This window comes from Pseudomonas sp. FW305-3-2-15-E-TSA4 (assembly GCF_058787295.1).
This window is the reverse complement of the sequence record NZ_JBYSZP010000008.1, coordinates 214,553-240,399: the sequence shown is the minus strand read 5'-3', so window position 1 is coordinate 240,399 and position 25,847 is coordinate 214,553. Positions and strand designations below refer to the sequence as shown.

The following is a 25,847-nucleotide window of genomic DNA, read 5'->3' as shown; positions in this document are numbered from 1 at the left end:
CAATTTGTACATGATTAGACAGGTACGATTTGACAAGAAACAACGGGTGGTCGATGAACTCGTCCGGCGCATCGAAAGCGGCCTCATGGAGGACGGCTTTCTGTTGCCCGGCGAGCATCAGTTGGCTCAGGAATTCAACGTCAGCCGTGGCACGTTGCGCGAAGCGCTGGCCGAACTGAAGCGGCGCAATTACATCGCCACGCAAAGCGGGGTCGGCTCGATCGTCACCTTCGATGGTGTCGCGCTCGATCAGCGCAGCGGCTGGGCGCAGGCGTTGGCCGACAGCGGGGCGCTGATCAACACCGAAGTGCTGCGCCTGGAAGCGGTGACGCGGCCTGATCTGCTTTCGCGCTTCGGCACCGACCAATTCATCACCCTCGATCGCCGTCGTCGTTCCAACGACGGCACGCTGGTGTCCCTTGAACGTTCTTTGATGCCGGCCACCGGCGGCCTGGAAAGCCTGCCGCGGGTCGGTCTGATCGACAACTCGCTGACCATCACCCTCGCTGCCTACGGCTACATCGGCGAGCGCGGCGATCAGTGGATCGGCGCCGAACCACTCAATGCCGAAGACGCCGAACTGCTCGGGCGCCCGGTCGGCACCGTGTTCCTCAAGGCCCTGCGTACCACCTACGACCGGCAGAACCGTTTCATGGAGCAGGTCGAAAGCCTGCTCGACCCGGTGCATTTCCGCCTGCACCTGCAATTTGGAGAATCGAAATGACCGCGCTCAACCGTGCCCTCGGTGCGTTTTATGGCCTGGCCCTCGGTGATGCGCTGGGCATGCCGACGCAATCGTTGAACCGCGAAACGATCAAGACCCGCTTTGGCCGGATCACCGATCTGCAGGATGCCGGTCCTCTGCAACCGATCGCCGCCAACATGCCCAAGGGCTCGATCACCGACGACACCGAACAGGCGATTCTGGTCGGCGAGTTGCTGGTCGAAGGCAAGGGTCGCATCGAACCGGCAGTCCTCGCTCAACGGCTGATCGAGTGGGAAGCCGAGATGCAGGCCAAGGGGTCGCAGGACCTGCTCGGCCCGTCGACCAAACGCGCCATTGAAATGATCCTCGCCGGGCATTCGCCGGAGGAGGCCGGGCGTTACGGCACCACCAACGGCGCGGCGATGCGCATCACTCCGGTGGGCATCGCTGCAGACGTCGCCGATCCCGAGCGTTTCATTACGGCCGTGGTGCAGGCCTGTCAGGTCACCCACAACACCACGCTGGGGATTTCCAGCGCGGCGGCGGTGGCGGCGGTGGTCTCGGCCGGGATCAATGGCATGGATCTGGGCGAGGCGCTGAACCTCGGTCAGCAGATCGCGCAACAGGCCGAGGCACATGGTCACTGGGTGGCCGGCGGGCGCATCGCTTCGCGCATCAGTTGGGCGCGAACCATCAGCGTCGATAGCGACAAGGCGCTGCTGGCGGATCTGCTGTACGACGTGATCGGCACGTCGGTGGCCTCGCAGGAATCGGTCGTGGTGTCGTTCGCCCTGGCGCAGCAAGTGGCGGTCGGCGAAATGAGCGCTTTCGAAGCGTTGTGCATGGCCGCCAGCCTTGGCGGCGACACTGACACCATCGCGGCGATTCTTGGCGCCATGCTCGGGGCCTGCCTGGGTCTTGAGAGTTGGCCTGCCGAGATGATCGAGACGGTGAAGGCTGTCAATCATCTGGAGCTTGAGCCGTTGGTGCAGGGGCTGTTGGCCTTGCGTTGATCGGGCGGACGCCTTCGCGAGCAGGCTCGCTCCCACATTGGATCTGTGGCGTTCACATAACCCATGTGGGAGCGAGCCTGCTCGCGAAGGCCGCACTGCAAATCTTGAATATTCACCCGCAATGGATCGCACAGACAGGCCGAGGATGGCCGGGATGTCTTGTCGTTTTGAGTCATTGCCACAACCACAATAAAGGCAAACAGGAGCATTGTTCATGAGTTTAACAAACGCCGGGCAAAGCGCCGGGCAACTGGAAACCCGGGGGATTGAGCCGGTGCCGGAAGCTGAGTGCAACGGCCATCCGCTGCAGCTGTTCTGGGTCTGGTTCGCCGCCAACATTTCCATTCTCGGCCTGCCATTGGGCGCCACGCTGGTGGCGTTTCGCGGGCTGGCGATCTGGCAAGCGATCATCGTTGCCATCGTCGGCGCCGCCGGTTCATTCGCCGTGGTCGGGATCATCTCGATTGCCGGCCGCCGTGGCCGCGCGCCGAGTCTGACCCTGTCGCGAGCGATCTTCGGTGTGCGTGGCAATATCGGCCCGACGCTGGTCTCGCTGATGTCGCGTCTGGGCTGGGAAACGGTCAACACCACCACCGCGGCGTTCGTGCTGCTGTCGCTGTGTTCGATCCTGTTCGGCTCGCCGGTTGAAGCGAAAAGTGCGCCCGTGCTGACGCTGATCTTCATCGCCATTTTCGTCCTGCTGACTCTGTCGGTTTCCGGCCTCGGTCACGCCACCTTGCTGGTGATCCAGAAGTGGGCGACCTACGTGTTCGGCGCGCTGAACATTCTGGTCGGCGGCTTCCTCTGCGCGACCATCGACTGGAGCGCGGTGTTCAACGCCACGCCAGCGCCGCTGAGCGCGATGATCATCGGCATCGGCACCATGGCCGCCGGCACCGGGATCGGCTGGGCTAACGCCGGTGCGGACATGTCGCGCTATCAGCACCGCAGCGTCAAGGCTGTACGGCTGGTCGCTTCGGCGGCGTTCGGTGCGGGGATTCCGCTGGTTCTGCTGATCACCCTCGGCGGCCTGCTGTCGGTAGGCAACAACGATCTCGCCTCGGCGACTGACCCGATCGTGGCCATCCGCGACATGCTGCCGACCTGGATGGCCGTGCCGTACCTGATCACCGCGTTCGGTGGCTTGCTGCTGTCGAACAACCTCTCGGTGTACTCCGCCGGTCTGACCACGCTGACCCTCGGTCTGAAGGTCAAACGCGTGTACGCGGTGGTGGTCGACATCGTGGCGATCTTCGCCGGCTCGATCTACTTCATGCTGATCGCCGACAGCTTCTACGGCCCGTTCATCACCTTCATTTCCCTGCTGGCGGTGCCGATCACCGCGTGGGTCGGGATCTTCGTGGTCGATCTGATTCACCGTCACTACTACAGCCCCAAAGACCTGCTCGACGTCAGCCCGAGCAGCGCCTATTGGTATCGCGGCGGCATCGAGTGGCGCGCGTTCGGCGCGTGGGCGATTGCCATCGTGCTCGGCTTCAGCTTCACCACCATCGGCACCACCGCCGAGAACGTCTGGTTCAAGGGCTTTTTGTCCGACTCGTGGCTGGGCCACAACGGCCTCGGCTGGATCGTGACCTTCGTGGTGGCCGGTGGCATTTACTTCGTCCTTGGCGGGGCGAAAGATCGCCGTGCCGCGCAAGTCGAGAATGCTCATGCCTAAGATGTTGCACACCGGCCAGGTCATCATCGACCTGGTCATGGCCGTGGATCAGCTGCCGCAAATCGGCGGCGATGTGCTGGCGCAGTCTGCCGCTTTCGAGGCTGGCGGCGGCTTCAACGTGATGGCCGCAGCCGTGCGCAACGGTTTGCCGGTGGTCTATCTCGGTCGCCACGGCACTGGGCGTTTTGGTGATCTGGCGCGTCAGGCGATGAAGGATGAAGGCATTCACATCGGCATCCAGATGCCTGCACAACGCGATACCGGGATATGCGTGGCGCTGACCGATGCGTCGGCCGAGCGCAGTTTCATTTCCTACATCGGCGCTGAAGGTGAGGTGACCGGAGAGGACTTGAACAGCGTGGCGGCCGAGGCGGGCGACTACGTTTATGTAAGCGGTTACAGCCTGCTGCACGCAGGCAAGGCGCAGGCGCTGCTGGACTGGACGCTGGCGCTGCCGGAGGTGATCAACGTGGTGTTCGATCCGGGGCCGTTGGTGGAGTCGCCGGACTCGGCGCTGATGCAGGCGCTGCTGCCGCGCATCGATGTGTGGACCAGCAACAGCGTCGAGGCGTTGCGCTTTACCGGGGCTGCAGACATTGCTCAAGCGCTGGATCGGCTGGCGGATCATCTGCCCAAGGATGTGCTGATGGTGGTGCGCGATGGACCACAGGGTTGCTGGATTCAGCAGCGTGGCGAGCGACGGCATGTACCGGGGTTTGCGGTAAAAGCCGTGGACAGCAACGGGGCGGGTGATGCCCATGCCGGGGTGTTCGTCGCCGGGTTGGCGCAGGGTTTGCCCGCCCATGAGGCGGCGCGGCGGGCGAATGCGGCAGCGGCTTTGGCAGTGACACGATGGGGGCCGGCAACAGCGCCGGGCGCGGCTGAAGTGGATGGGTTTATCCGCGGATCCGGCAGCGACTGAGCTGACGCTTTCGCGAGCAGGCTCGCTCCCACAGGGAGATTTGCATCGTTCATAGTTCCCTTTGTGGGAGCGAGCCTGCTCGCGAAGGGGCCATACGGCTCAGCACAAAATATGGATCAGCCCGCTTTGCGCAACGCCGCAATCAACTCATCCTTGCGCATCGAAGAGCGCCCGGCAATGTTCTTCGCCCGCGCCTCTTTGCGCAGACTGTCGACAGTCTGCGTCTCGCGCGACGCCTTGCTGTCACGCGCATGTCCCTCGCGACTGGCCACTGCGCGTCGTGACGACTCCTTGCGGTCTTCGGACTTGGCACTCTCCGGTTTCTTGCGTCCGGAACCGCCAGCCTTTTCGCCGCCGCCCGACTGTTTGTTGACCGTCGCCCAGGCCCGCGCTTCGGCTGCATCCTTCGACAAGCCTTTTTTCTCATAGCTGTCTTCTATGTGTTCGGCCTTGCGCTTCTGTTCGGCGGTGTATTTGTCTTTGCTTCCACGAGGCATGGGATTTCTCCTCTTGTGTGCAGATTCGGCCGCTCGCCGCACCGGCAGCGAGCGGCCTGAGGACTACTGCAAATCCAGCTTGCGCGCCGCTTCAACGCCAGCCGCACTGAGCTTGATCGGCAGATTCAACGAGTGTTCGCCGGCCTCGTTGCAGGTCACATGACCATGGTGAATCAAACCGCGATCCTGCAGGGAGGCGAGGGCGCTGGCCACCACTTTCTCGCCGCGATAATTGTCCAGCACCTCTTTGCCCAGTCCGCTCGGATGGGCGTGCAGCAGGCGGGTGAGGACTTCTTTTTCCAGGTTTTTATCGACGTTCATGGTTACCTCTTCATGGATGTGAATAGGACGCTCGCGTCGGCGAACTACTGGCCGCCGCCCTCGGAGCCCGAGCCACCGGTGGTGGTTTTCGAGCCGATGCCGGGGCCGGCGTTATCGGGTGTGGCGGGGGAGTCAGGGGTGTTCATGCCACCCTGGCGGCCGGGGTCACTGCCTTGGGTGCGGGGGTCGGTGCCAGTGGCGGGTGGCTGGTTGATCAAGGGTACGCCGGAGCCATCGGTGTTCATGCCGGGGGCACTGTTGATGGCGGGCGCGCGTGGCGGTGGAACCGGATCGGTGGGGCCTGTGCCCGCTGCGGTGGTAGAGGCGGCGAACACCGCTGGGCAGAGCAGGGCGGCGAAAACGAGGGCAGTCAACCTTGACGGGATCATAGGGCTTCTCCAGTGATTGGAATCCTTACCTGTATTTGGTCTGCCCTCGAATCGGATTGGTGCCTGATGAACGACGAACGGTCGAGACACAGGACTGTCAGTCGAGGCCGATTTCTTCCTTGAACTGCTCCATGAAACCCTTCAGGCGTTGATGGCGAATCTGCGCCAGACGCTGACCGGCGCCAGTCTGGAAACCATCGGCCAGGTGCAGCAGCTTGGTCTGAAAGTGGTCGAGGCAGAAGCGGGTGTCGTCGTAGTCGCGCTCCTTGGCTTCAGGGTCGAGCGGGTCATACAGCGCACTGCCCATGCGCCCGGCGACGTAGAAGGTGCGGGCAACGCCGAGCATGCCCAGCGAGTCGAGCCGGTCGGCGTCTTGGACCAGTTTCGCTTCGAGGGTCAGCGGGGTGATGTTGGCGGAAAAACTGTGGGCTTCGATGGCGTGGGTGACGCCGCTGATTTTGCTTTCGGGCCAATCCAGATCGGCCAGCACGCTGGCGGCTTTTTCTGCGGCGAGACGCGAAGCCTGCGAGCGCAGTGGCGAATTTTTTTCCACGGACACACAATCGTGCAGCAGCACGGCAGCGAGCAACACTTCCAGGTCGCCACCTTCCTCGGCCTGCAAGGTGCGCGCGTTGTGCCAGACCCGTTGCAGGTGGGCGAGGTCGTGGGCGCCGTCGTCGGACGGCTCCAGCGCGTGGGGCAGCAACTCGGCGGCGAGTGAGATGAGCGGCGCGAAAGCAGTGGCGTTCATGAGCATCCTTGAAGTCTTACCCAAATTTTTGAAGCGAATGATACTGCTGTGGTGAGGGGATTTATCCCCGATGGAGTGCGAAGCACTCCCATTTTTCAGGGCTGCTGCGCAACCCATCGGGGATAAATCCCCTCACCACAAGGTTCTCTGCAGGTTTGGCATGTGACGAGCGCCGCATCCGGCCTTAGTATGGCGCTTTCCCTTTTCCGACAAGGCCCGTTCATGACGATCGAAATCCGCCCGGCGACCCCCAGCGATGCACCGCAAATCCTCGCCTTCATCACCGAACTGGCAGATTTCGAAAAAGCTCGCCACGAAGTGATCGCCAGCGTCACCGACATCGAGCGCAGCCTGTTCAGCGAAGGCGCTACCGCCCACGGCCTGATCTGCCTGCGTGACGGTATGCCTATCGGTTTTGCAGTGTTCTTCTTCAGCTATTCGACGTGGCTCGGCAGCAACTGCCTGTACCTCGAAGACCTCTACATCACCCCCGAACAACGCGGCGGTGGGGCCGGCAAAACCCTGTTGCGACATCTGGCGAAAATCGCCTGCGACAATGACTGCGGGCGCTTCGAATGGAGCGTGCTGGACTGGAACACTCCAGCCATCGAATTCTACAAATCCCTCGGTGCGCAGCCGCAAGAAGAGTGGGTGCGCTATCGCATGGATGGCAAGGTGTTGCGTGAGTTTGCCGAAGGCTGAGGAGATGATGGCAATCCGATGCTGAAGTGATTGCCGCCACCGCTCTAGTCCGGCATTCTACGCGCCATTTTTGCGCGCTCACGGACGACACCTGCAATGCTTCTGGCAAAACTTCTCCACGCCCGTGGGGCCTTCGCTGTGTCTCTGAGTGACCGGCGATGAGCGGATTGCAGGCGTCAATGCGCCTGTATGGCCTGGTGAAAAACTCAGGCTGCTCTGACAACCCTCAGCGTCAACCGGTAGACATCCTGTGCATCGTCAATCGCACGGGCGGCAAAGCCATTCGTGCGTTTGTGTCGCGGCTCGACGCCGAACTCATGACACGCAGCGCCGGCCTGGGTGACTACCGTGTGATCGCGTTACGCCACTTCGAGCCGAATGCGTTTATCGACGCGCACCAGGGCTGGCTGACGCTGCACATCTGTTGCGGTTTCGTCGCCCCCGCCAACCTCTGAAGCAAGGAGCTTTGAACTGAGTGGTAAACCCGCCGCCCGCGTCACCGACCCGACCGCCTGCCCATTGCCAGGTCATGGCACCAACCCGATCGTTTCCGGCTCGCCCGACGTCTTCTTCGCTGGCCTCGCCACTGCGCGCATGACCGATAAATCAGCCTGTGGCAGCGCGATCACCGGCGCTGTTTCCGGGACTGTATTCATCAATGGCCTGAACGCCGCCACGCTCGACAGCACCGATGGGCACGGCAATGTCGTGGTCGGTGGTTCGGGCACGGTGATTATTGGACAAAGTGGTGGAGGGGCGGCGTTTAGTGGACTGTTGCCGATGCCAGTGCATTTCGATGATCGGATGCAAGTGATTAACGAGATAACGGGGGAGCCTATGGCTAATCATCCTTACGCGATTCAACGCGGCGATGGGCGTGTAGAGCATGATGGAATCGGTGGTGTTGCATTTTAAAGGAAGGAAATGTGCGTAAGTTAATTCTGATTTTGATGTTTTCGATGTGTGCTTCATGTGCGATCAGCCACGGAAAACCTACTGCAAAAATCGAGTATTTGGGGGTGGAGCGCTACTTGGATCGAAACATTTACCAAGTCAGTTTTTCGTCCGACGTCGATGTCGACAAACTCTTCAAGTCCAAGATAAGTCAGTCGCTGCTTTGTGCTTTGGGGGAGAGTAGAGATTTTTCGCAGTCGCGCAATCTGAATGAATATGGTGAAGGATGGATTGAGCCTCTGAAGCCTGCAGACGGATCCACTTTCAAAGCGGATCTCATGTTTTATCGTGTGAAAGACTCAACGAGTGAAACGCTGATGAGCAGCAAGGACTTAAGCACTGTATTAGCGGGGCGAAAAACAATCGCATGCAAAGTCAGAATCAACTCCTACTCCTACAAAATCTACTATTCAGAAGTGATGAATATTCCTGTTGCTGAGCTGCTTAAGGAAGTTGACAAGTATTGAGATTGGGCTTCTTGCCTGATCACAGGAAGCCTTGTTCTGATGCTCATTTCTCTGCGGATTCCCAATGACCGCTGAGCAACCCATCAAGTGTCTTTCGCACGGAAATCTTGAAAGCCCCGGCCTTCTCTTCATCGAAGGCCGCTTTCCAGTAGGTGTAGCCCTGACTGAAATCCGGAATCTGCGCCGTCTCTCCCACGCGACGAGTCAGGCTGCGCTGCAAAGCCTCGGCCTGGAAAGGCAGGTGGGGCATTGCGGTGAACTCGCCTCCGGTGACCGGGTTGATCATCCGAATGCCATCAACGCGGATATGCACGACGGTGCCGTAGTGCGGATAGCTTTCGATTTTGAGGATGGTCAAGGTCGAGGCTTCTTCACCCGGCCGGGTGTTGTAAGCCCAGATATCACCCTCCTTGATAGCGGGCAAGGCGCTGGCAATCGCCGCGAAGCAGAGTGCGCTGCAGAGCAGTAACGCCTTTAAAGCGGTTTTCATTTTTTCTTCCTTGAACCTGTCGAGAGCGGTCGTCGCGTGAATGGGATCGGCATTTTAGAGATTTGGCGAAGAAACGGCTGTTACACTTGTAAATCCCATAATATGGGAATGATATTTATATATTGAGATTTTCCTGCACCAAGGTTTATAGTCCGTCGCACTCACTGCCAAAAAACAAAACAGGTGAAGCGATGCAGGCGCAATTGATCGCGCTCGACTGGGGGACGACCTCATTACGTGCTTACAAACTCGCGGCGGGCGGGGTGGTGCTGGAGCAGCGTGCGCTGTCGTCCGGGATCATGCAGTTACCGAAGACGCCGCGAGTCATCCACGGTGGTGAATGCGCCGACGGCTTTGAACTGGCCTTCGAAGAGGCGTGTGGCGACTGGCTCGAGGCGCAGCCGGATCTGCCAGTGATCGCCTGCGGGATGGTCGGCAGCGCCCAGGGCTGGCGCGAAGCGGCCTACTGCGAGACGCCGGCGAACGTCGCCAATCTCGGAAATTCCCTACAAATATTGGTCAGTCTGCGCGGCACCCGGGTGCACATCGTGCCTGGCGTGATCCAGCGTTCACGCCTGCCCAACGTGATGCGCGGCGAAGAAACTCAGGTCCTCGGCGTACTGCAGAACCTGCCGGCCGAGGCGGGCGGCGATCTGTTGATCGGTCTGCCGGGTAGCCACTCCAAGTGGGTGGAGGTGGTCGAGGGCCGCATCACGCATTTCGACACCTTCATGACCGGCGAAGTGTTCGCCGTGCTTAGTGAACACAGCATTCTCGGGCGTACCCAGCAACAGGGTGCGGCGTTCGACGGGTTGGCGTTCGACCGTGGCGTGCAAGTGGCGCTGTCGGCGGACGGCGAACTGGGCGTGCTCTCCACGTTATTCAGTGCCCGCACCCTGGGCCTGACCGGCGAACTGGCGCCGACGGCGCAAGCGGATTACCTCTCTGGCCTGATGATTGGCCATGAACTGGTGGCGCTTGCCGCAGCCCAGCGGCGCCGACGCAATAGTGCGCATCTGCCGTCGATCATCCTCATCGGCAACGCGCAACTCTGCGCCCGTTACGGCCGTGCCCTCGATGCCTGCGGTTTCGCGCGCGTCACGCTGGCCGAGCAGGCCACCGAGCGTGGCCTGTGGCAACTGGCGCTGGCCGCCGGGCTGCTCGATTCCTTATCCCGTTAACCCTGACTGGAGGCCTGACATGCTCAAGCAAGCATTGGCACAAAACGGTCTGATCGCAATCCTGCGTGGCCTGCATCCGCAGGAAGCCGCTGCTGTCGGAGAAGTCCTGTATGCCGCCGGATTTCGCGTCATCGAAGTACCGCTCAATTCCCCGTCGCCGTACGAAAGTATCCGCATCCTGCGTCAGACCTTGCCCGCCGATTGCCTGATCGGTGCCGGTACGGTGTTGACGCCGGAGCAGGTCGAATTGGTGAAAGAGGCCGGCGGCCAGGTGATCGTGATGCCACACAGCGATGCCAAGGTGCTGCGCGCAGCGAAAGCGGCGGGGCTGTACCTGTCGCCGGGAGTAGCGACGCCGACCGAAGCGTTCGCGGCGCTGGAGGAGGGCGCGGACATTCTCAAGCTGTTCCCGGCCGAGCAGATGAGCCCGGCGGTGGTCAAGGCATGGCTCGCGGTGTTGCCTTCCGGGACGGTGCTGGCGCCGGTCGGCGGGATCACCCCGGACAACATGCAAGCATTCATCGACGCTGGCGTGAAAGGTTTCGGACTCGGTTCCGGACTGTTCAAACCGGGCATGACGGTTGAGCAAGTGGCGGCCAATGCCAAGGCCTACGTGGCTGCCTGGAAGGCCCTTCGCTGAGATTTATCCGGCGCTGCGTGCGCTGCATCTAACAAGAGAGACAAACAGATGAAAATCACCAAACTCACCACCTTCATCGTCCCGCCGCGCTGGTGCTTCCTCAAGGTCGAAACCGATGAGGGCGTGACTGGTTGGGGCGAGCCTGTGGTCGAAGGCCGTGCCCACACCGTCGCCGCTGCCGTTGAAGAATTGTCCGACTACCTGATCGGCAAAGACCCACGCAACATCGAGGACATCTGGACCGTGCTGTACCGCGGCGGCTTCTACCGTGGTGGCGCGATCCACATGAGTGCACTGGCCGGTATCGATCAGGCGCTGTGGGACATCAAGGGCAAAGCCCTCGGCGTGTCGGTCAGCGATCTGCTCGGCGGTCAGGTGCGCGACAAGATTCGTGTGTATTCGTGGATCGGTGGCGATCGTCCGGCCGACACCGCACGCGCCGCGAAAGAGGCGGTGAGCCGGGGTTTTACTGCGGTGAAAATGAATGGCACTGAAGAGCTGCAGTTCCTCGACTCCTTCGAGAAAGTCGATCTGGCCCTGGCCAACGTTGCCGCCGTGCGCGATGCCGTCGGGCCGAACGTCGGTATCGGCGTCGACTTCCACGGTCGGGTACACAAGCCGATGGCCAAGGTGCTGATGAAGGAGCTCGACCCGTACAAACTGATGTTCATCGAAGAGCCGGTGCTCAGTGAAAACTACGAAGCGCTGAAAGAGCTGGCACCGTTGACCAGCACGCCGATCGCCCTTGGCGAGCGGCTGTTCTCGCGCTGGGATTTCAAGCGGGTGCTGAGCGAAGGCTACGTCGACATCATCCAGCCGGATGCCTCGCATGCCGGCGGTATCACCGAGACCCGCAAGATCGCCAACATGGCCGAAGCCTACGACGTGGCGCTGGCGCTGCATTGTCCGCTGGGGCCGATTGCGCTGGCGGCGTGCCTGCAACTGGACGCGGCTTGTTACAACGCGTTTATCCAGGAGCAGAGTCTGGGTATCCATTACAACGAGAGCAACGATTTGCTCGACTACGTGAAGGATCCGCGAGTGTTCGACTACGACCAGGGCTTCGTGAAGATTCCGAACGGGCCAGGGCTGGGCATCGAGATCAACGAGGAATACGTGATCGAACGCGCGGCGGTCGGCCACCGCTGGCGCAACCCGATCTGGCGCCATGCCGATGGCAGTTTTGCCGAGTGGTGAGTCTCTTCTGACCCACCACAAATCCTTGTGGGAGGGGGCTTGCTCCCGAATGCGGCATGTCAGCTAAAGAGATGTCGACTGACACTCCGCATTCGGGAGCAAGCCCCCTCCCACAATTGATCTCCATGGATGGGAGATTTGCGTCAATGACCTCAAATAATCATAAGAAGAGGCACCCCCCATGCCAACGCAAACCCTCACCGGGCAGGCGTCTTTAGTCACGCCTAGCCGCAAGCGGTTTTTCATCATGGTGTTGCTGTTCATCACCGTGGTCATCAACTACCTCGACCGCAGCAACCTGTCGATTGCCGCGCCCGCGCTGACCAGTGAACTGGGCATCGACCCGGTTCACGTCGGGCTGATTTTCTCCGCATTCGGCTGGACCTACGCCGCGATGCAGATCCCCGGCGGCTGGCTGGTGGATCGGGTGCCGCCGCGCATCCTCTATAGCGTCGCGCTACTGCTGTGGTCGCTGGCCACGGTGCTGCTCGGCTTCGCCGCGAGTTTCATTGCGCTGTTCGTGCTGCGCATGGCGGTCGGCGCGCTGGAAGCGCCGGCCTATCCGATCAACAGCCGCGTGGTGACCACCTGGTTTCCCGAGCGCGAGCGGGCCACGGCGATTGGTTTCTACACCTCCGGGCAGTTTGTCGGCCTGGCGTTTCTGACGCCGGTGCTGGCCTGGCTGCAACATGAGTTCGGCTGGCACATGGTGTTCGTCGCGACCGGTGCGGCTGGCATCATCTGGGCAGCGATCTGGTACGCGGTGTATCGCGAACCGCGAGACTTCAAGGGCGCCAACGACGCGGAGATCGACCTGATCCGCGAGGGTGGCGGACTCGTAGACATTCAAGCGCAAACGGCCAAGGCCTCGTTCAGTTGGACCGATCTCGGTATCGTCCTCACTAAGCGCAAATTGTGGGGCATCTACCTCGGTCAGTTCTGCCTGAACTCGACGCTGTGGTTCTTCCTGACGTGGTTCCCGACCTACCTGGTGAAATATCGCGGCATGGACTTCATCAAGTCCGGCTTGTTGGCATCGCTGCCGTTTCTCGCGGCTTTTGTCGGTGTGCTGTGCTCGGGATTCTTTTCCGATCTGTTGATCCGGCGTGGCTGCAGCGTGGGCTTCGCGCGCAAGTTGCCGATCATTGGCGGGCTGCTGATTTCCACCTCGATCATCGGCGCCAATTTTGTTGAATCGACACCGCTGGTGATTGCCTTCCTGGCGTTGGCGTTTTTTGGCAACGGTCTGGCCTCGATCACCTGGTCGCTGGTCTCGACCCTCGCTCCGGCGCGGTTGCTGGGGCTGACCGGCGGGGTGTTCAACTTCATCGGCAACCTGTCGGCGATTGCCACGCCGATTGTCATCGGTTTCCTCGCCAGCGGTGATTCGTTTGCCCCGGCGATCACCTACATCGCGGTGCTGGCGCTGATCGGTGCATTGTCCTACGTGCTGCTGGTGGGCAAGGTCGAACGTATCGAGTTGTAGTCGTCTGCGTCGGGCGACCATAATGCCGCCCGTTCCCTCGCTCAACGGTAAAGGCTGGATATGCAGGAAGACGCCCCGGAAAAAACCAAGGACGCCGCACCCACCGGCACCCAGACGCTGCTTCGCGGACTGGGTGTGGTGCAGGCGGTGGCCAGTGGCGCCCGCGATCTGAAAGAGATCGCCCGGCTGATCGGCACCACGCGCAGCACCACCCATCGTCTGGCCAGTTGCCTGGTCGACGAGCGCTACCTACGCGTGGTGCCACAAATCGGCTATTTGCTGGGGCCGAAGCTGATCGAGTTGGGGTTTCAGGCGCGCGAAGAGTTGCCGCTGGTGAGTCTGGCCGGGCCGTATCTGGACGAGTTATCGGCGCTGACCGGCGACACCGTGCACCTGGGCATTCGTGAGGGCGACGAGGTCTTGTATCTGCTGAAGAATCCGGGGCGTAACGGCCCGGAAATGCGCTCGCGGGTCGGCTACCGGATGCCGTTGGCGCGCACCGGGATCGGCAAGGCCTTGATGCTCGATGATGCGCCGCAGGATTGGCAGCGCCTGTACGACATCAGCCTGCCGGCGGGTGGGAAGAGTCAGTTCTGGCCGCAGCATCCGCAGCAGTCGTGGGAACAGTTCGAACAGCGCATGACCGAGTACGTAGCCGGTGGCTACGCCTTCGATCTGGAGGACAACGAACCGTCGATCCGCTGTGTGGCGGCGCCGATTCGCGATGCGAGCAAGCGCATTGTGGCGGCGATCAGTATCGCCAGCACCGTGCCGTACATGCCGCTGGAAAAAATGGCCGAGCTGATCCCCCTGATCAAAGGGGTCACAGCCCGGCTGTCGGCAGAACTCGGTCTGAAGGTTTAAAGCTTCAGCGTCGCCATGTCGATCACGAAGCGATACTTCACGTCACCGGCGATCATCCGTGCGTAAGCCTCGTTGATCTGGCGGATGTCGAGCATTTCGATGTCGCAGGTGATGTTGTGCTCGGCGCAGAAATCCAGCACTTCCTGGGTCTCGGCGATGCCGCCGATCAGCGAACCGGCCAGCACGCGGCGGCCCAGCACCAGGTTGGCGGCGTGCACGGGCGGGTCGATCGGTTCGATCAGGCCGACCAGGATATGCACGCCATCAAAGCGCAGGGTTTGCAGGTACGGGTTGAGGTCGTGCTGCACCGGAATGGTGTCCAGCAGGAAATCGAAACGGCCTGCAGCGGCAGCCATCTGCTCGGCATCGGTGGAGACGATCACGTGATCGGCGCCCTGACGACGACCTTCTTCGGCCTTGCTCGCCGAACGGGTGAACAGCGTGACTTCCGCGCCCATCGCCTTGGCGAACTTGATGCCCATGTGGCCGAGGCCGCCCATGCCGAGAATCCCGACCTTGTCGCCGGCCTTGACCCCATAGTGCTTGAGCGGCGAGTAGGTGGTGATGCCGGCACAGAGGATCGGCGCGGCGCTGGCCAAGTCGAGTTTCTCCGGGATGCGCACCACGAAGTGCTCGCTGACCACGATGCTGTCGGAGTAGCCGCCCATGGTGTTGCTGCCGTCGACCCGGTCCGGGGTGGCGTAGGTCATGGTCGGGCCTTCGAGGCAGTATTGCTCGAGGTTCTGCTGGCAGGCGGCGCAGGTGCGGCAGGAGTCGACCATGCAACCGACACCGACCAGATCGCCGACTTTATGTTGGGTGACATTCGCACCAATGGCGGTGACTTTTCCGACGATCTCATGGCCGGGCATCAACGGATAAACCGCGATGCCCCATTCGTTGCGCGCCTGGTGGATATCGGAGTGGCAGACGCCGCAATACAGGATCTCGATCGCCACGTCGTCAGCGCGTGGGCTGCGGCGTTCGAATTTCATCGGGGCGAGGGGAGTGGTGGCCGATTGGGCGGCATAACCGATAGCGGTGTACATGAGAAACCTCGCAGAAGCAGTGACAGGTGAGGTGGCGCATTTTGGGCGCCGACTGCCGCTGCGGCCATGACGATTCCTCCGGGTCTCATGCCTAATCCTCCGGCATGCAGGTCTGGGCAAGCGCATTGGCAAAAGGATCTGCGATGATGCTTGCATGCCTTTTTCCGTGACTTTTTTGAAGACCCCTCCGATGCAGTTGACCCGTCACCTTGATGCCAATGCCACGCTGGTTTCGCTGATCGAGCCGCTGGCGCTCTGCGATGGTTACAGCCAGACCGGGCTGCCCGGCGTGCAGGTGTTGCGCGCCAGTTGCGACGTGGCGCGTGGCCCGCACATTTATGAGCCGAGCCTGATGATCATCGCCCAGGGCAGCAAACTGGCGTTCCTCGGCCCGCGTACCATGGAGTACGGCGCCGGGCACTACCTGATTCAGGCGCTGCCGGTGCCGTTCGAGTGCGAAACCTTTGCCTTGCCGGATGCGCCGTTGCTGGGTGTGTCGGTGGCCATCGACCGGGTGCTGCTCGGCGAGCTGGTGCTGGCCATGGGGCTGGCGCCGGGGCGGCATATCCCGGCGCAAACGCCGGAGTCGATGACCTCGGTGGTGCTCGACGATGACATGCGCGGCTGCGTCGAACGCTTGTTACGCTGCCTGCACGATCCGCTGGAGCGGCAGATTCTCGGGCCGGCGCGGGTGCGTGAATTGTTGTTCACCGCGCTGCGCGGGCCACAGGCCGATGTGTTGCGCGCGCTGGTGGAACAGCAGGGGCAGTTCGCCCGGGTGGCGGCGTCGATCAGTCACCTGCATGCGCATTACACCGAGCCGCTGAATGTCGAGACTCTGGCCAGTTGCGCGAATATGAGCGTGTCGTCCTTCCACGAGCACTTCAAGCGCAGCACGCTGTTGTCGCCGGTGCAGTATCTGAAACGTTTACGCTTGCTCAAGGCGCAGACCTTGCTGGTCGCCGAAGGGCTGGGCGTGGCGCAGGTGGCGCATCGGGTGGGGTATCAGAGTACGTCGCAGTTCAGTCGTGAGTACAAGCGCTACTTCGAGCGTAGCCCTGGCGATGAGCGCGTTGCCTGAGAGTTTGCGTAACCCTGTGGGAGCTGGCTTGCCAGCGATGGCGGTGATCCAGGCTGCCAAGATGTCGACTGACACGGCCCCATCGCGGGCAAGCCAGCTCCCACAGGGGGGTGATGTGATGCATTAAATTTTGGGCAACAAAAAGGCCCCCATTTCGGGAGCCTCGTTGTTCAGCGATACGCCTTACATGTTCGGGTAGGTCGGGCCGCCAGCGCCTTCCGGCGTGACCCAGGTGATGTTCTGCGAAGGGTCCTTGATGTCACAGGTCTTGCAGTGCACGCAGTTCTGGGCGTTGATCTGAAAGCGTTTTTCGCCGTCTTCCTTGGTGATCACTTCGTAGACGCCGGCCGGGCAGTAGCGCTGCGCCGGTTCGTCGTACAGCGGCAGGTTCTTGCTGATCGGGATGCTCGGATCGGTCAGCTTCAGGTGGCACGGCTGTTCTTCTTCGTGGTTGGTACCGGAGATGAACACCGAGCTCAGTTTGTCGAAGCTGAGTTTGCCGTCCGGCTTCGGATAGTCGATCTTCTTGCAGTCGGCCGCGAGTTTCAGGCAAGCGTAGTCCGGCTTGGTGTCGTGCAGGGTGAACGGCAGTTTGCCGCCGAAGATGTTCTGGTCCAGCCAGTTGAAACCACCGCCGACGATCGCGCCGAACTTGTGGATCGCCGGGCCGAAGTTACGGCTGGCGAACAGTTCGTCGTAGAGCCAGCTCTTCTTGAACGCGTCGACGTAAGTGGTCAGCTCTTCAGTACCATCCTTCTCGGCGAACAGCGCGTCGGCCACCGATTCAGCGGCGAGCATGCCGGACTTCATCGCGGTGTGGCTGCCCTTGATCTTGGCGAAGTTCAGGGTGCCGAGGTCGCAACCGATCAGCGCGCCGCCCTTGAAGACCATTTTCGGCAGCGAGTTCAGGCCACCTTTGCAGATCGCGCGGGCGCCGTAGCTGACGCGCTTGCCACCTTCCAGGTACTGAGCCAGCACCGGGTGATGTTTGAGGCGCTGGAACTCGTCGAACGGCGACAGGTAAGTGTTGCTGTAGGACAAGTCAACGATCAGACCGACCACTACCTGGTTGTTTTCCAGGTGATAGAGGAACGAGCCGCCGGTGTTTTCGGTGCCCATGATGTCCAGCGGCCAACCGGCGGTATGCACCACCAGGCCTGGCTGGTGTTTGGCCGGGTCGATTTCCCAGATTTCCTTCAGACCGATACCGTAGTGCTGGGCGTCGGCATCGCTGTCGAGGTTGTAGCGCTTGATCAGTTGCTTGCCGATGTGGCCACGGCAGCCCTCGGCGAACAGCGTGTACTTGCCACGCAGTTCCATGCCCGGGGTGTACAGGCCTTCTTTCGGGTTGCCTTCGCGGTCGACGCCCAGATCACCGGTGATGATCCCGCGCACGATGCCGTTTTCGTCGATCAGCGCTTCCTGAGCAGCGAAGCCCGGGTAGATTTCCACGCCGAGGTTCTCGGCCTGCTGGGCCAGCCAGCGGCACAGGTTGCCGAGGGAAATAATATAGTTGCCTTCGTTGTGCATGGTCTTGGGCACAAAGAAGTCCGGAATTTTCTGCGCACTGTCGGCGTTTTTCAGCACGAAAATGTCATCGCGGGTGACCGGCGTGTTCAGCGGGGCGCCGAGTTCTTTCCAGTCCGGGAACAGTTCGTTCAGAGCACGTGGTTCGAACACGGCACCGGAAAGGATGTGTGCGCCGACTTCGGAGCCTTTTTCGACCACGCAGACGCTGATTTCCTTACCGGCTTCGGCGGCCTTCTGCTTCAGACGGCAGGCGGCGGACAGGCCAGCGGGGCCGGCACCGACGATGACCACGTCGAATTCCATGTATTCGCGTTCCACAGGCTATCTCCTACTCAAGGCTCAACAGTTTTTTTTCTAATTTGGAGGTTCGGTGTCATATCCGTTATTGCCTTTACGTTAACGTCAAGGGTAATAATGGGCAAACCACCTTTCTCTCTAGGCGGCGCATTATATCTACACCACTCCGAGCGTCCAATACAAACGTTTGTTTGAATCGGCTCCAGCCCAGAGAAATCAAAGAAGCGCGGCTTATGAACGGCCATTTTGCCGTATTGACCGGAATAGGCGTTCCGGTCAAGATACGGGCGGTTTTGCGCTCGCCGTAGGCAGACTGGCGGTTTCAAGAGCACCTCTAAAGACAGGGCACAGGCAGTACAAGGTGATGCGCAGCGCAAGTCCGGCGCGCAGTTTACACACCGTGCGATTCAATGACCCGTTGGTCACCACTGACGAACGGTCATCGCCCCCCGCCGGCGTTTTTAGAGGTGCCCTTGTGCCCGATGAGCATCAACCGCCAGGTTCGCCTAGGCGACTTTCTTTTCACCGGAGAGTAACGAGGAATCCATGAAGGTTCTTGTAGCTGTCAAACGCGTTGTGGATTACAACGTCAAGGTCCGCGTCAAGGCGGACAATTCCGGCGTAGACCTCGCCAACGTCAAGATGTCGATGAACCCGTTCTGCGAAATCGCAGTGGAAGAAGCCGTACGCCTGAAAGAGAAAGGTGTTGCGACTGAAATCGTCGTCGTCTCCATCGGCCCGTCCACCGCTCAGGAACAGCTGCGTACCGCACTGGCTCTGGGTGCCGACCGCGCCATCCTCGTCGAATCCGCTGAAGACCTGACTTCGCTGGCCGTGGCCAAGCTGCTCAAGGCTGTGGTCGACAAGGAACAGCCTCAGCTGGTGATCCTGGGCAAACAGGCGATCGACAGCGACAACAACCAGACCGGCCAGATGCTCGCTGCACTGAGCGGTTACGGTCAGGGCACTTTCGCCTCGAAAGTCGAAGTCTCCGGCGACAGCGTTGCCGTGACCCGCGAAATCGACGGCGGCGCGCAGACCGTTTCCCTGAAACTGCCAGCGATCGTCACCACCGACCTGCGTTTGAACGAGCCGCGCTACGCGTCTCTGCCAAACATCATGAAAGCCAAGAAGAAGCCTCTCGAAGTGCTGACTCCGGACGCTTTGGGCGTTTCCACCGCCTCCACCAACAAGACCCTGAAAGTCGAAGCGCCGGCTGCACGCAGCGCAGGCATCAAGGTCAAGTCGGTGGCTGAACTGGTCGAGAAACTGAAAAACGAAGCGAAGGTAATCTAAAAATGACTATCTTGGTAATCGCTGAACACGACAACAAAGTGCTGGCCCCGGCCACACTGAACACCGTGGCTGCTGCTGCCAAAATCGGCGGCGACATTCACGTGCTGGTTGCCGGTCAGGGCGCTGGCGCCGTGGCCGAGGCCGCTGCGAAAATCGCTGGCGTAAGCAAAGTCCTGAACGCTGACAATGCCGCTTACGCGCATCAGTTGCCGGAAAACGTTGCGCCGCTGGTTGCAGAGCTGGGCAAGGGCTACAGCCACATCCTGGCTGCCGCCACGTCCAACGGCAAAAACATCCTGCCGCGCGTTGCCGCTGCGCTGGACGTTGACCAGATCTCCGAGATCATCTCGGTAGAAAGCGCCGACACCTTCAAGCGTCCGATCTACGCCGGTAACGCTATCGCTACCGTGCAATCGACCGCTGCGATCAAAGTGATCACCGTGCGTGCCACCGGTTTCGACCCGGTTGCCGCTGAAGGTGGTTCGGCGGCTGTTGAAGCGGTTGCTGCTGCGCACGACGCCGGCACTTCCAGCTTCGTCAGCGAAGAACTGGCCAAGTCCGATCGTCCTGAGCTGACCGCTGCCAAGATCGTCGTTTCCGGCGGCCGCGGCATGCAGAACGGTGACAACTTCAAACACCTGTACGCTCTGGCCGACAAGCTGGGGGCTGCCGTGGGTGCTTCGCGCGCCGCGGTCGACGCAGGTTTCGTACCGAACGACATGCAGGTCGGTCAGACCGGCAAGATCGTTGCACCACAGCTGTATATCGCGGTCGGTATCTCCGGCGCGATCCAGCATTTGGCCGGCATGAAAGACTCCAAAGTGATCGTCGCGATCAACAAGGATGAAGAAGCGCCAATCTTCCAGGTGGCCGATTACGGTCTGGTGGCGGATCTGTTCGAAGCGGTACCTGAGCTGGAGAAGCTGGTCTAATCCGGCAGCTTCACTTATAAAGAGCCCGGCCTTATGGTCGGGCTTTTTTTTGTCTCGAATTTGCGTGGGAGTGTTTTGCCATGGATCTGCGCCGCGGGTTGTTATTGGGATTGATCCTGTTACCGGGGATGGCTGCGGCCGCCGGCAAATGCGAGCGCCTTGTCGTCACCGGCAGCCCGGATGCACCGCCGTACCTGTGGCAGGATCCACAGAATCCCAAGCACTTGATCGGCGCCAGTGCCGACCTGTTGCAGCAAGTGGCCAAGGATCTGGGGATCAAGGTCGAGCTGCTCTACGCCGGCAAACGCGCGCAGGCCCTTGATGAAGTACGCAGCGGGCGCATGGACATGCTGGCCGACACGCCGCTGATGTTCAACGAGCTGGAAAACCTCGACTACATCTATCCGCCGTTGCTGGAAAACGACTATCTGGTGTGGACGCGCAAAGGCTCGACGCTGGTCTACAGCGAAGCCAGGGACCTGCACGGGCACACCGGCGGGCTGTCGGAAAAGTCTCGAATGACCCAGGCATTCGGCACTTTCGCCGAGCAGAATCTGACCCTGACCCGGACGGCAAACCTCACTCAGGCCTTTCAGAAACTTCTGCTGGGCGAAGTCGAATATGTACTCGCCGGGCGCTACTCGGGCATGGCCGCCGCGCAGGCATTGGGCATGGCCAATGATCTGCTGGCCTTCGAGCAACCGATCGACCGACCGGGACTGTTCCTCGCGGTTTCGCACAACTCGGCCTGCAACGATCCGTGGTTGCGCGGACAGCTCGCTAAAAAGATGACAGAATTGCCCGCGTCCGGACTGACCGAAGCCGCGCTGCAACGCAACATCGAGCGCTGGAAGGCTCAGCAGCAACAGCCGCAGCCACCTGTCAGTGCCCCAAAACAGTAGGGATTCTTAGTGAGTATTCGACCTCTTTTCGCGGCCATGGCCGTTCTGGCCCTGGCCGGCTGCGCCAACGATCCGGCACCCAATGAGCAAATGCGCCTGACCGAGCAGGCCATCACCCAGGCCAAGGCTGTCGGTGCGACCGCCGATGAAATGCCGGAAATGAAACTGGCCGAAGACAAGTTCAACCGGGCCAAGGGCAACATGACCGACGAGTCCTTCAAGAACGCCCGCATGCGCGCCGAACAGGCCGAGCTGGATGCACGTCTGGCCGAAGCCAAGGTGCTGACGCAAAAGAGCGAAGAGCAACTGAACGTGCTCAACACCCGCATCATCCGTCTGCGCAAGCAACTGGGAGATGCCCAATGAGCCTCAAGTCCAAAGCCCTCGGCGGTTTGCTTCTGGCCGGTTGCGCGAGCCTCTATGGTTGCGCCGGTCAACACGGTGAGGCCGCATTGCAACAGGCCGGCAGTGATTTCCAGAAGGTCAAGGAAGATTCCAACGTGCTGCGTATCGCGCCCAAGGATGTGATCCGCGCCGGTGAGTCGCTGGCCCGTGCCGATCGCCTGTCCACCTATTGGGGCAGTGGCTCGGACGTGGTGCATTACGCCTACCTGAGTCAGCGCTATAGCGAAATCGCCCGCGAACACACCAATCTGGTGCTCAACGAAGAGCGCGCGGCGAAGCTCGAGCTGGAACGCCAGCGCCTGCAACTGGCCCTGCGTGAGTCCAAACTGCTGAGCGTGCAGCAGCAGGGCAAGTGGCTCGAGGAGCAGATCGTTGCGCTGGCCACCACGCAAACCGATCGCGGCCTGGTCATGACCTTGGGCGACGTGCTGTTCGACACCGGCGAAGCGGAGCTGAAAAACTCGGCCAACCGCGTGGTGCTGAAGATCGTGCAGTTCCTGCAGCTCAACCCGAAACGCGTGGTGCGCATCGAGGGCTACACCGACAGCACCGGCGGCAAACAGGAAAACCTCAAGCTGTCGCGTGATCGCGCACAGGCGGTGGCCGATGTGCTGATGGACCTGGGTATCGAGGACAAGCGGATTCAGGTCGAAGGTTACGGCGACGAATACCCGGTGGACGTCAACGCTTCCGAGCGTGGGCGAGCACAGAACCGTCGGGTGGAAATTGTGTTCTCCGACGAAAAAGGCCAGCTCGGCGCCGCCCGCTGAGGGCTGCGTCTCTGGAAAGCCCGGCCTGTCATGCAGCGCCGGGCTTTTTTACGTCTGTCGAATAGCACGCAAATCCGTACAGTTGTAGCTGACACTGCACTGTACGGTCGACTATGGTGGCAACTGTCCCAGTACACTTCTAAACTGTTCCGGTATTGTTTCACACAAGAATAAAATGCCCGTGAAATCGAGTGCTGCGTCATGACCAACCTCTTGCTCTACCAACGTATTGCTCAACAGCTGGCGGAAGACATCCGGCGCGGTGTCTATCAGCCCGGAGAACGCGTGCCGTCGGTGCGCAAGATGAGTTCGCAGCTCAATGTCAGCCATGCAACGGTGTTGCAGGCTTACGCCAACCTCGAAGATCAGGGCCTGATCCGTGCACGGCCGCAGTCCGGTTACTACGTGCACCAGACCCCGGCACTGACAGCGCCGACCCCGGACATCGCCCGGGTCGAGCGGCCAGGACTGGTCACCCGCGCCAGCATCATTCAGCAAGTGTTGGTCGAATCGCGGCGCGAAGGGGTGTTTCCGTTGGGCGCTGCGGTGCCGAGTGTCGATTACCTCCCGGTGCGCGCGCTGCATCAACAACTGGCCAAGGTCACCCGATTCCATAGTCCGCGCGCGTTCAGTTACATGTTCAGCCCGGGTTTCGAACCGCTGCGTCGGCAAGTGGCGATCCGCATGCGCGATGCCGGGGTCGTCGTCGATCCTTCAGAAGTGGTGATCACCCACGGGTGTGTCGATGCGCTGCAGATGTCGCTGCGGGTGCTGACTCGTCCGGGCGACCTGATCGCCGCCGAATCGCCAACCTATTACGGTCTGCTGCAACTGGCCGACCTGCTGGGCCTGAAAGTGATCGAGATCCCCAGCGATCCGGCCACCGGCATGAGCCTCGAAGCCCTGCAACTGGCGGCGAACCAATGGTCAATCAAGGCGCTGGTGCTGACCACTCGCCTCAGCAATCCACTGGGCGGCACCATGCCGGAAGAGCGGCAGAAACAACTGCTGCGCCTGGCTTCGGACTTCGATATCCAGATCGTCGAAGACGACATCTATGGCGAGTTGATGTTCGAACAGGGCCGCACCAAAGCCCTCAAGGCCTACGATCGACTGGATCGGGTGATCTACTGCTCGAGCTTTTCCAAGACCTTGTCGCCGGGTGTGCGCGTCGGCTGGATGATCGCCGGCAAGTATCAGCAGGAAATCCAGCGTCTGCAGACCTTCACCACGCATTCGGCGTGCAGCGTCACGCAAATGGCGATTGCCGCTTATCTGGAAAATGGCGGTTATGACCGGCATTTACGGTACATCCGCCAGGAATACCGAAAAAACCTCAGCGCATTTCAGCTGGCGGTGCAGCAGTACTTCCCCGAAGGCACGCAAATGACCCGGCCCACGGGCGGTTTCATCCTCTGGGTGAGTCTGCCGGGCAGGGTCAATACACAGGAATTGCATGTCCGCGCCTTGCAGCAGGGCATCAGTATTGCGCCGGGGCTGATCTTCAGTAATACCGAGCAGTTCAATCACTGCATCCGCCTGAACTGCGGCACGCCGTGGAATCGCGAGGCGGAAAGGGCGCTGATGACCCTCGGTTTGCTGGCGACTCAACTGTGTCAGGAAACCGCAGGCGGTTTCTGAACGAGTGGCGCACCGCGCTTGTCTTGTGACGCTCAACAGGCGAGCATATGGCCCTCTGCCGTTAGTGTTGTGGGGCTCATGAAAGCGATTTTGCCTGCTGCCTGGATTTTGCTTGGTGTGTTGACGATGGGCCATGCGCCCGGTGTCATGGCAGCCGCCGTTCAGGAAAAGCCTGCGGCGTCAGCTCCGGCGAGTAAAACGGCCAGCAAAGCCGTTGCGGACAAGAAAGCTCAGACGAAGAAAGCCCCGCAGAAGAAAGCGGCCCCGGTGAAGAAGCGGCCCCCGATTGCCTCCAAGTCAAAACCGGCCAGTGAAGTGGCTAAAACCAGACTGCCGCCGGCCAAACTGGACCTGAGCCTGCCCAAAGACATGGTCCAGCAGCTCAAACCTGCCGGTACCGTGCCGATGCCCAAACACGAGGCGATCCTGCCGCAGATGTTTGGCGAGAAGAACAGCGGCTTCCAGCTCAATGGCCGCCTGCTCAGCAATGAAATGCAGTTGCAGCTGCGCAACGAAGAGCGCCGCGAAGTCGAAGGCGCAGCGCTGGATTTCGAGTTCAAGCAATAAATTCAATCGACCCGTGACCCGCAGACCAGACGCTTTGTCGGAGACTGGTCAGTCACATTCAGTTATCGGTAAAAACCCCGGTGCAGGGAATTTGAAACAACCGTTTTAGCGGTTACTCTGTCCGTGTCTCTTTAACACATTGCCCGTCGCGAGGACTTGCTCGTCATGAAATGCCGTGAAGGCTGTGGCGCTTGCTGCATTGCCCCGTCCATCAGCTCTGCCATTCCGGGCATGCCCAACGGCAAACCTGCCGGCGAACGTTGCGTGCAACTCTCGGTCGAAAACCTGTGCAGCATTTTCGGCCAGCCGGAGCGTCCGGCGGTCTGTTCAGGATTCGCCGCCGATGTCGAAGTCTGCGGCAGCAGCTCCGAGGAAGCGATCAAACTGATCGGTTGGTGGGAGCAGATGACGGCGGCGTGATGTGTCAAACGAACGGAACTTCAACAATAAGGAATAAGACTATGGGTTCGCTGCATCGTATCGCTGTGTTGTGTGGTTTGACCGCTGTGCTGGCTACTTCGATGGCTCAGGCCGAAGACTGGAAGGTCGCCAAGGAACAGGACGGGATCAAGGTCTCGCTGGCCGAAGTGCCGGGTTCCGATTACAAGTCCTATCAGGGTGTTGCCCTGATGAAGACCACCGTTGCCAAACTGCGTGCCTTGCAGGAAGACGTGGCCGGAGCCTGCGCCTGGATTCACGAATGCAAAACCCAGAAACTGCTCAAGCACGAGGGCGATCAGAGCTGGACCTACACCCAGTTCAATACGCCGTGGCCAGTGACCCCACGTGATTCGGTGTTGCACATCACCACCGTTGAGGGCGCCGATGGCAGCCTGACCCGCAACCTCGAAGGCGTGCCGAAGTACCTTCCCGAAGAGAAAGGCTTTGTCCGTGTCGCTCAGGTCAAAGGGTTCTGGAAGTTCGTACCCAAAGGTGATCAAGTCGAAGTGACCTATCAGGTGCACACCGAACCCGGTGGCAGCGTGCCAAGCATGATTGCCAACAAGTTCGTGGTCGATGCGCCGTTCAATACGCTGAAAGCCCTGAAAGAACGCGCCGAGAAGTAATTCTTCGCGCTGACAGCAAAACGCCCCGACCGAATCGGGGCGTTTTGTT

The 25,847-nt window shown here is 60.7% G+C and carries 29 protein-coding genes and 1 pseudogene; 23 read left to right on the top strand and 7 right to left on the bottom strand.

The window, feature by feature from the left end; genetic code table 11:
- The first annotated feature begins 10 nt into the window (after nucleotides 1-10).
- From AC3WMV_RS13700 to AC3WMV_RS13685, 4 genes are all read left to right on the top strand, one after another.
- Nucleotides 11-724, top strand: a complete 714-nt coding sequence (locus tag AC3WMV_RS13700) for a GntR family transcriptional regulator (RefSeq protein ID WP_027612372.1) — start codon at nucleotides 11-13, stop codon at nucleotides 722-724.
- Nucleotides 721-1,719, top strand: coding sequence for an ADP-ribosylglycohydrolase family protein (locus AC3WMV_RS13695; RefSeq protein ID WP_103369239.1), 999 nt, complete (start codon nucleotides 721-723; stop codon nucleotides 1,717-1,719). The genes AC3WMV_RS13700 and AC3WMV_RS13695 overlap by 4 nt, the downstream gene beginning before the upstream one ends.
- A gap of 214 nt (nucleotides 1,720-1,933) precedes the next feature.
- Nucleotides 1,934-3,400, top strand: a complete 1,467-nt coding sequence (locus AC3WMV_RS13690) for a purine-cytosine permease family protein (RefSeq protein WP_103369240.1) — start codon at nucleotides 1,934-1,936, stop codon at nucleotides 3,398-3,400.
- Nucleotides 3,393-4,322: a PfkB family carbohydrate kinase gene (locus AC3WMV_RS13685; RefSeq protein WP_027612375.1), complete on the top strand. Its 930-nt coding sequence runs from the start codon at nucleotides 3,393-3,395 to the stop codon at nucleotides 4,320-4,322. The genes AC3WMV_RS13690 and AC3WMV_RS13685 overlap by 8 nt, the downstream gene beginning before the upstream one ends.
- Before the next feature lie 116 nt (nucleotides 4,323-4,438).
- Here AC3WMV_RS13685 and AC3WMV_RS13680 read toward each other — a convergent pair whose 3' ends face one another.
- The 4 genes from AC3WMV_RS13680 to AC3WMV_RS13665 all read right to left on the bottom strand — a co-directional run bounded on the left by AC3WMV_RS13680 (nucleotide 4,439) and on the right by AC3WMV_RS13665 (nucleotide 6,280).
- Entirely contained in the window at nucleotides 4,439-4,819 is a 381-nt protein-coding gene (locus AC3WMV_RS13680) for a Rho termination factor N-terminal domain-containing protein (protein ID WP_103369241.1), read from the bottom strand.
- A gap of 63 nt (nucleotides 4,820-4,882) precedes the next feature.
- Complete coding sequence (locus AC3WMV_RS13675) at nucleotides 4,883-5,140, bottom strand: hypothetical protein (protein WP_096794892.1); 258 nt, start codon at nucleotides 5,138-5,140, stop codon at nucleotides 4,883-4,885.
- Between the two features lie 44 nt (nucleotides 5,141-5,184).
- A complete protein-coding gene (locus AC3WMV_RS13670; protein ID WP_103369242.1) occupies nucleotides 5,185-5,529 on the bottom strand; it encodes a hypothetical protein in 345 nt (114 codons plus the stop codon).
- A gap of 97 nt (nucleotides 5,530-5,626) precedes the next feature.
- The gene (locus AC3WMV_RS13665) at nucleotides 5,627-6,280 is read right to left on the bottom strand and encodes an HD domain-containing protein (protein ID WP_103369243.1); all 654 of its coding nucleotides are present in this window, start codon (nucleotides 6,278-6,280) and stop codon (nucleotides 5,627-5,629) included.
- A 222-nt stretch (nucleotides 6,281-6,502) separates the two neighbouring features.
- On the opposite strand from AC3WMV_RS13665, the gene AC3WMV_RS13660 reads away from it, so the two are divergent.
- From AC3WMV_RS13660 to AC3WMV_RS13645, 4 genes and pseudogenes are all read left to right on the top strand, one after another.
- Nucleotides 6,503-6,982 (top strand): GNAT family N-acetyltransferase, encoded by a 480-nt coding sequence (locus AC3WMV_RS13660; RefSeq protein ID WP_047295620.1) that lies wholly within the window; start codon nucleotides 6,503-6,505, stop codon nucleotides 6,980-6,982.
- A 158-nt stretch (nucleotides 6,983-7,140) separates the two neighbouring features.
- Nucleotides 7,141-7,428, top strand: a pseudogene (locus AC3WMV_RS13655) (hypothetical protein); the annotation flags it as partial.
- A 25-nt stretch (nucleotides 7,429-7,453) separates the two neighbouring features.
- Nucleotides 7,454-7,897, top strand: a complete 444-nt coding sequence (locus tag AC3WMV_RS13650) for a PAAR domain-containing protein (RefSeq protein WP_103369244.1) — start codon at nucleotides 7,454-7,456, stop codon at nucleotides 7,895-7,897.
- 11 nt (nucleotides 7,898-7,908) lie between these two features.
- Nucleotides 7,909-8,403: a hypothetical protein gene (locus tag AC3WMV_RS13645; RefSeq protein ID WP_049827881.1), complete on the top strand. Its 495-nt coding sequence runs from the start codon at nucleotides 7,909-7,911 to the stop codon at nucleotides 8,401-8,403.
- A gap of 43 nt (nucleotides 8,404-8,446) precedes the next feature.
- Here AC3WMV_RS13645 and AC3WMV_RS13640 read toward each other — a convergent pair whose 3' ends face one another.
- Entirely contained in the window at nucleotides 8,447-8,893 is a 447-nt protein-coding gene (locus AC3WMV_RS13640; RefSeq protein WP_103369245.1) for a hypothetical protein, read from the bottom strand.
- A gap of 191 nt (nucleotides 8,894-9,084) precedes the next feature.
- On the opposite strand from AC3WMV_RS13640, the gene AC3WMV_RS13635 reads away from it, so the two are divergent.
- The 5 genes from AC3WMV_RS13635 to AC3WMV_RS13615 all read left to right on the top strand — a co-directional run bounded on the left by AC3WMV_RS13635 (nucleotide 9,085) and on the right by AC3WMV_RS13615 (nucleotide 14,261).
- Nucleotides 9,085-10,074 (top strand): 2-dehydro-3-deoxygalactonokinase, encoded by a 990-nt coding sequence (locus AC3WMV_RS13635; protein WP_103369246.1) that lies wholly within the window; start codon nucleotides 9,085-9,087, stop codon nucleotides 10,072-10,074.
- A 19-nt stretch (nucleotides 10,075-10,093) separates the two neighbouring features.
- Complete coding sequence (locus AC3WMV_RS13630) at nucleotides 10,094-10,714, top strand: 2-dehydro-3-deoxy-6-phosphogalactonate aldolase (protein WP_103369247.1); 621 nt, start codon at nucleotides 10,094-10,096, stop codon at nucleotides 10,712-10,714.
- Nucleotides 10,715-10,762: 48 nt separating this feature from the next.
- Nucleotides 10,763-11,911 (top strand): galactonate dehydratase, encoded by a 1,149-nt coding sequence (dgoD, locus tag AC3WMV_RS13625; RefSeq protein WP_007961968.1) that lies wholly within the window; start codon nucleotides 10,763-10,765, stop codon nucleotides 11,909-11,911.
- A 181-nt stretch (nucleotides 11,912-12,092) separates the two neighbouring features.
- Nucleotides 12,093-13,397: an MFS transporter gene (locus AC3WMV_RS13620; protein ID WP_098964997.1), complete on the top strand. Its 1,305-nt coding sequence runs from the start codon at nucleotides 12,093-12,095 to the stop codon at nucleotides 13,395-13,397.
- A gap of 60 nt (nucleotides 13,398-13,457) precedes the next feature.
- On the top strand, nucleotides 13,458-14,261 hold the full coding sequence (locus tag AC3WMV_RS13615) for an IclR family transcriptional regulator (protein WP_103369248.1): 804 nt from the start codon (nucleotides 13,458-13,460) through the stop codon (nucleotides 14,259-14,261).
- Here AC3WMV_RS13615 and AC3WMV_RS13610 read toward each other — a convergent pair.
- Nucleotides 14,258-15,310, bottom strand: coding sequence for an NAD(P)-dependent alcohol dehydrogenase (locus AC3WMV_RS13610; protein WP_041069261.1), 1,053 nt, complete (start codon nucleotides 15,308-15,310; stop codon nucleotides 14,258-14,260). The two genes, AC3WMV_RS13615 and AC3WMV_RS13610, sit on opposite strands and share 4 nt — an antisense overlap.
- A 190-nt stretch (nucleotides 15,311-15,500) precedes the next feature.
- Here AC3WMV_RS13610 and AC3WMV_RS13605 point away from each other — a divergent pair, with 190 nt between their 5' ends.
- A complete protein-coding gene (locus AC3WMV_RS13605) occupies nucleotides 15,501-16,391 on the top strand; it encodes an AraC family transcriptional regulator (RefSeq protein WP_007961974.1) in 891 nt (296 codons plus the stop codon).
- Nucleotides 16,392-16,574: 183 nt separating this feature from the next.
- Here the strand turns inward: AC3WMV_RS13605 and AC3WMV_RS13600 are convergent, their stop codons facing one another.
- Entirely contained in the window at nucleotides 16,575-18,239 is a 1,665-nt protein-coding gene (locus tag AC3WMV_RS13600) for an electron transfer flavoprotein-ubiquinone oxidoreductase (RefSeq protein ID WP_027612388.1), read from the bottom strand.
- A gap of 525 nt (nucleotides 18,240-18,764) precedes the next feature.
- Here AC3WMV_RS13600 and AC3WMV_RS13595 point away from each other — a divergent pair.
- The 9 genes from AC3WMV_RS13595 (at nucleotide 18,765) to AC3WMV_RS13555 (ending at nucleotide 25,798) form a co-directional block, all read left to right on the top strand.
- Nucleotides 18,765-19,514, top strand: coding sequence for an electron transfer flavoprotein subunit beta/FixA family protein (locus tag AC3WMV_RS13595; protein ID WP_003226982.1), 750 nt, complete (start codon nucleotides 18,765-18,767; stop codon nucleotides 19,512-19,514).
- 2 nt (nucleotides 19,515-19,516) lie between these two features.
- Entirely contained in the window at nucleotides 19,517-20,446 is a 930-nt protein-coding gene (locus AC3WMV_RS13590) for an electron transfer flavoprotein subunit alpha/FixB family protein (RefSeq protein WP_007961977.1), read from the top strand.
- A gap of 80 nt (nucleotides 20,447-20,526) precedes the next feature.
- Nucleotides 20,527-21,348: a substrate-binding periplasmic protein gene (locus AC3WMV_RS13585; protein ID WP_103369249.1), complete on the top strand. Its 822-nt coding sequence runs from the start codon at nucleotides 20,527-20,529 to the stop codon at nucleotides 21,346-21,348.
- 9 nt (nucleotides 21,349-21,357) lie between these two features.
- Nucleotides 21,358-21,714, top strand: a complete 357-nt coding sequence (locus tag AC3WMV_RS13580) for a DUF4398 domain-containing protein (RefSeq protein ID WP_027612390.1) — start codon at nucleotides 21,358-21,360, stop codon at nucleotides 21,712-21,714.
- Nucleotides 21,711-22,523 (top strand): OmpA family protein, encoded by an 813-nt coding sequence (locus AC3WMV_RS13575; protein ID WP_027612391.1) that lies wholly within the window; start codon nucleotides 21,711-21,713, stop codon nucleotides 22,521-22,523. The genes AC3WMV_RS13580 and AC3WMV_RS13575 overlap by 4 nt, the downstream gene beginning before the upstream one ends.
- A 201-nt stretch (nucleotides 22,524-22,724) precedes the next feature.
- On the top strand, nucleotides 22,725-24,164 hold the full coding sequence (locus tag AC3WMV_RS13570) for an aminotransferase-like domain-containing protein (protein ID WP_003226969.1): 1,440 nt from the start codon (nucleotides 22,725-22,727) through the stop codon (nucleotides 24,162-24,164).
- Nucleotides 24,165-24,242: 78 nt separating this feature from the next.
- On the top strand, nucleotides 24,243-24,731 hold the full coding sequence (locus AC3WMV_RS13565) for a translation initiation factor 2 (RefSeq protein WP_103369250.1): 489 nt from the start codon (nucleotides 24,243-24,245) through the stop codon (nucleotides 24,729-24,731).
- 165 nt (nucleotides 24,732-24,896) lie between these two features.
- Nucleotides 24,897-25,151, top strand: coding sequence for a YkgJ family cysteine cluster protein (locus tag AC3WMV_RS13560; protein ID WP_041069283.1), 255 nt, complete (start codon nucleotides 24,897-24,899; stop codon nucleotides 25,149-25,151).
- Nucleotides 25,152-25,192: 41 nt separating this feature from the next.
- Nucleotides 25,193-25,798, top strand: a complete 606-nt coding sequence (locus tag AC3WMV_RS13555) for an START domain-containing protein (protein ID WP_027612394.1) — start codon at nucleotides 25,193-25,195, stop codon at nucleotides 25,796-25,798.
- The last annotated feature ends 49 nt before the right edge of the window (nucleotides 25,799-25,847 follow it).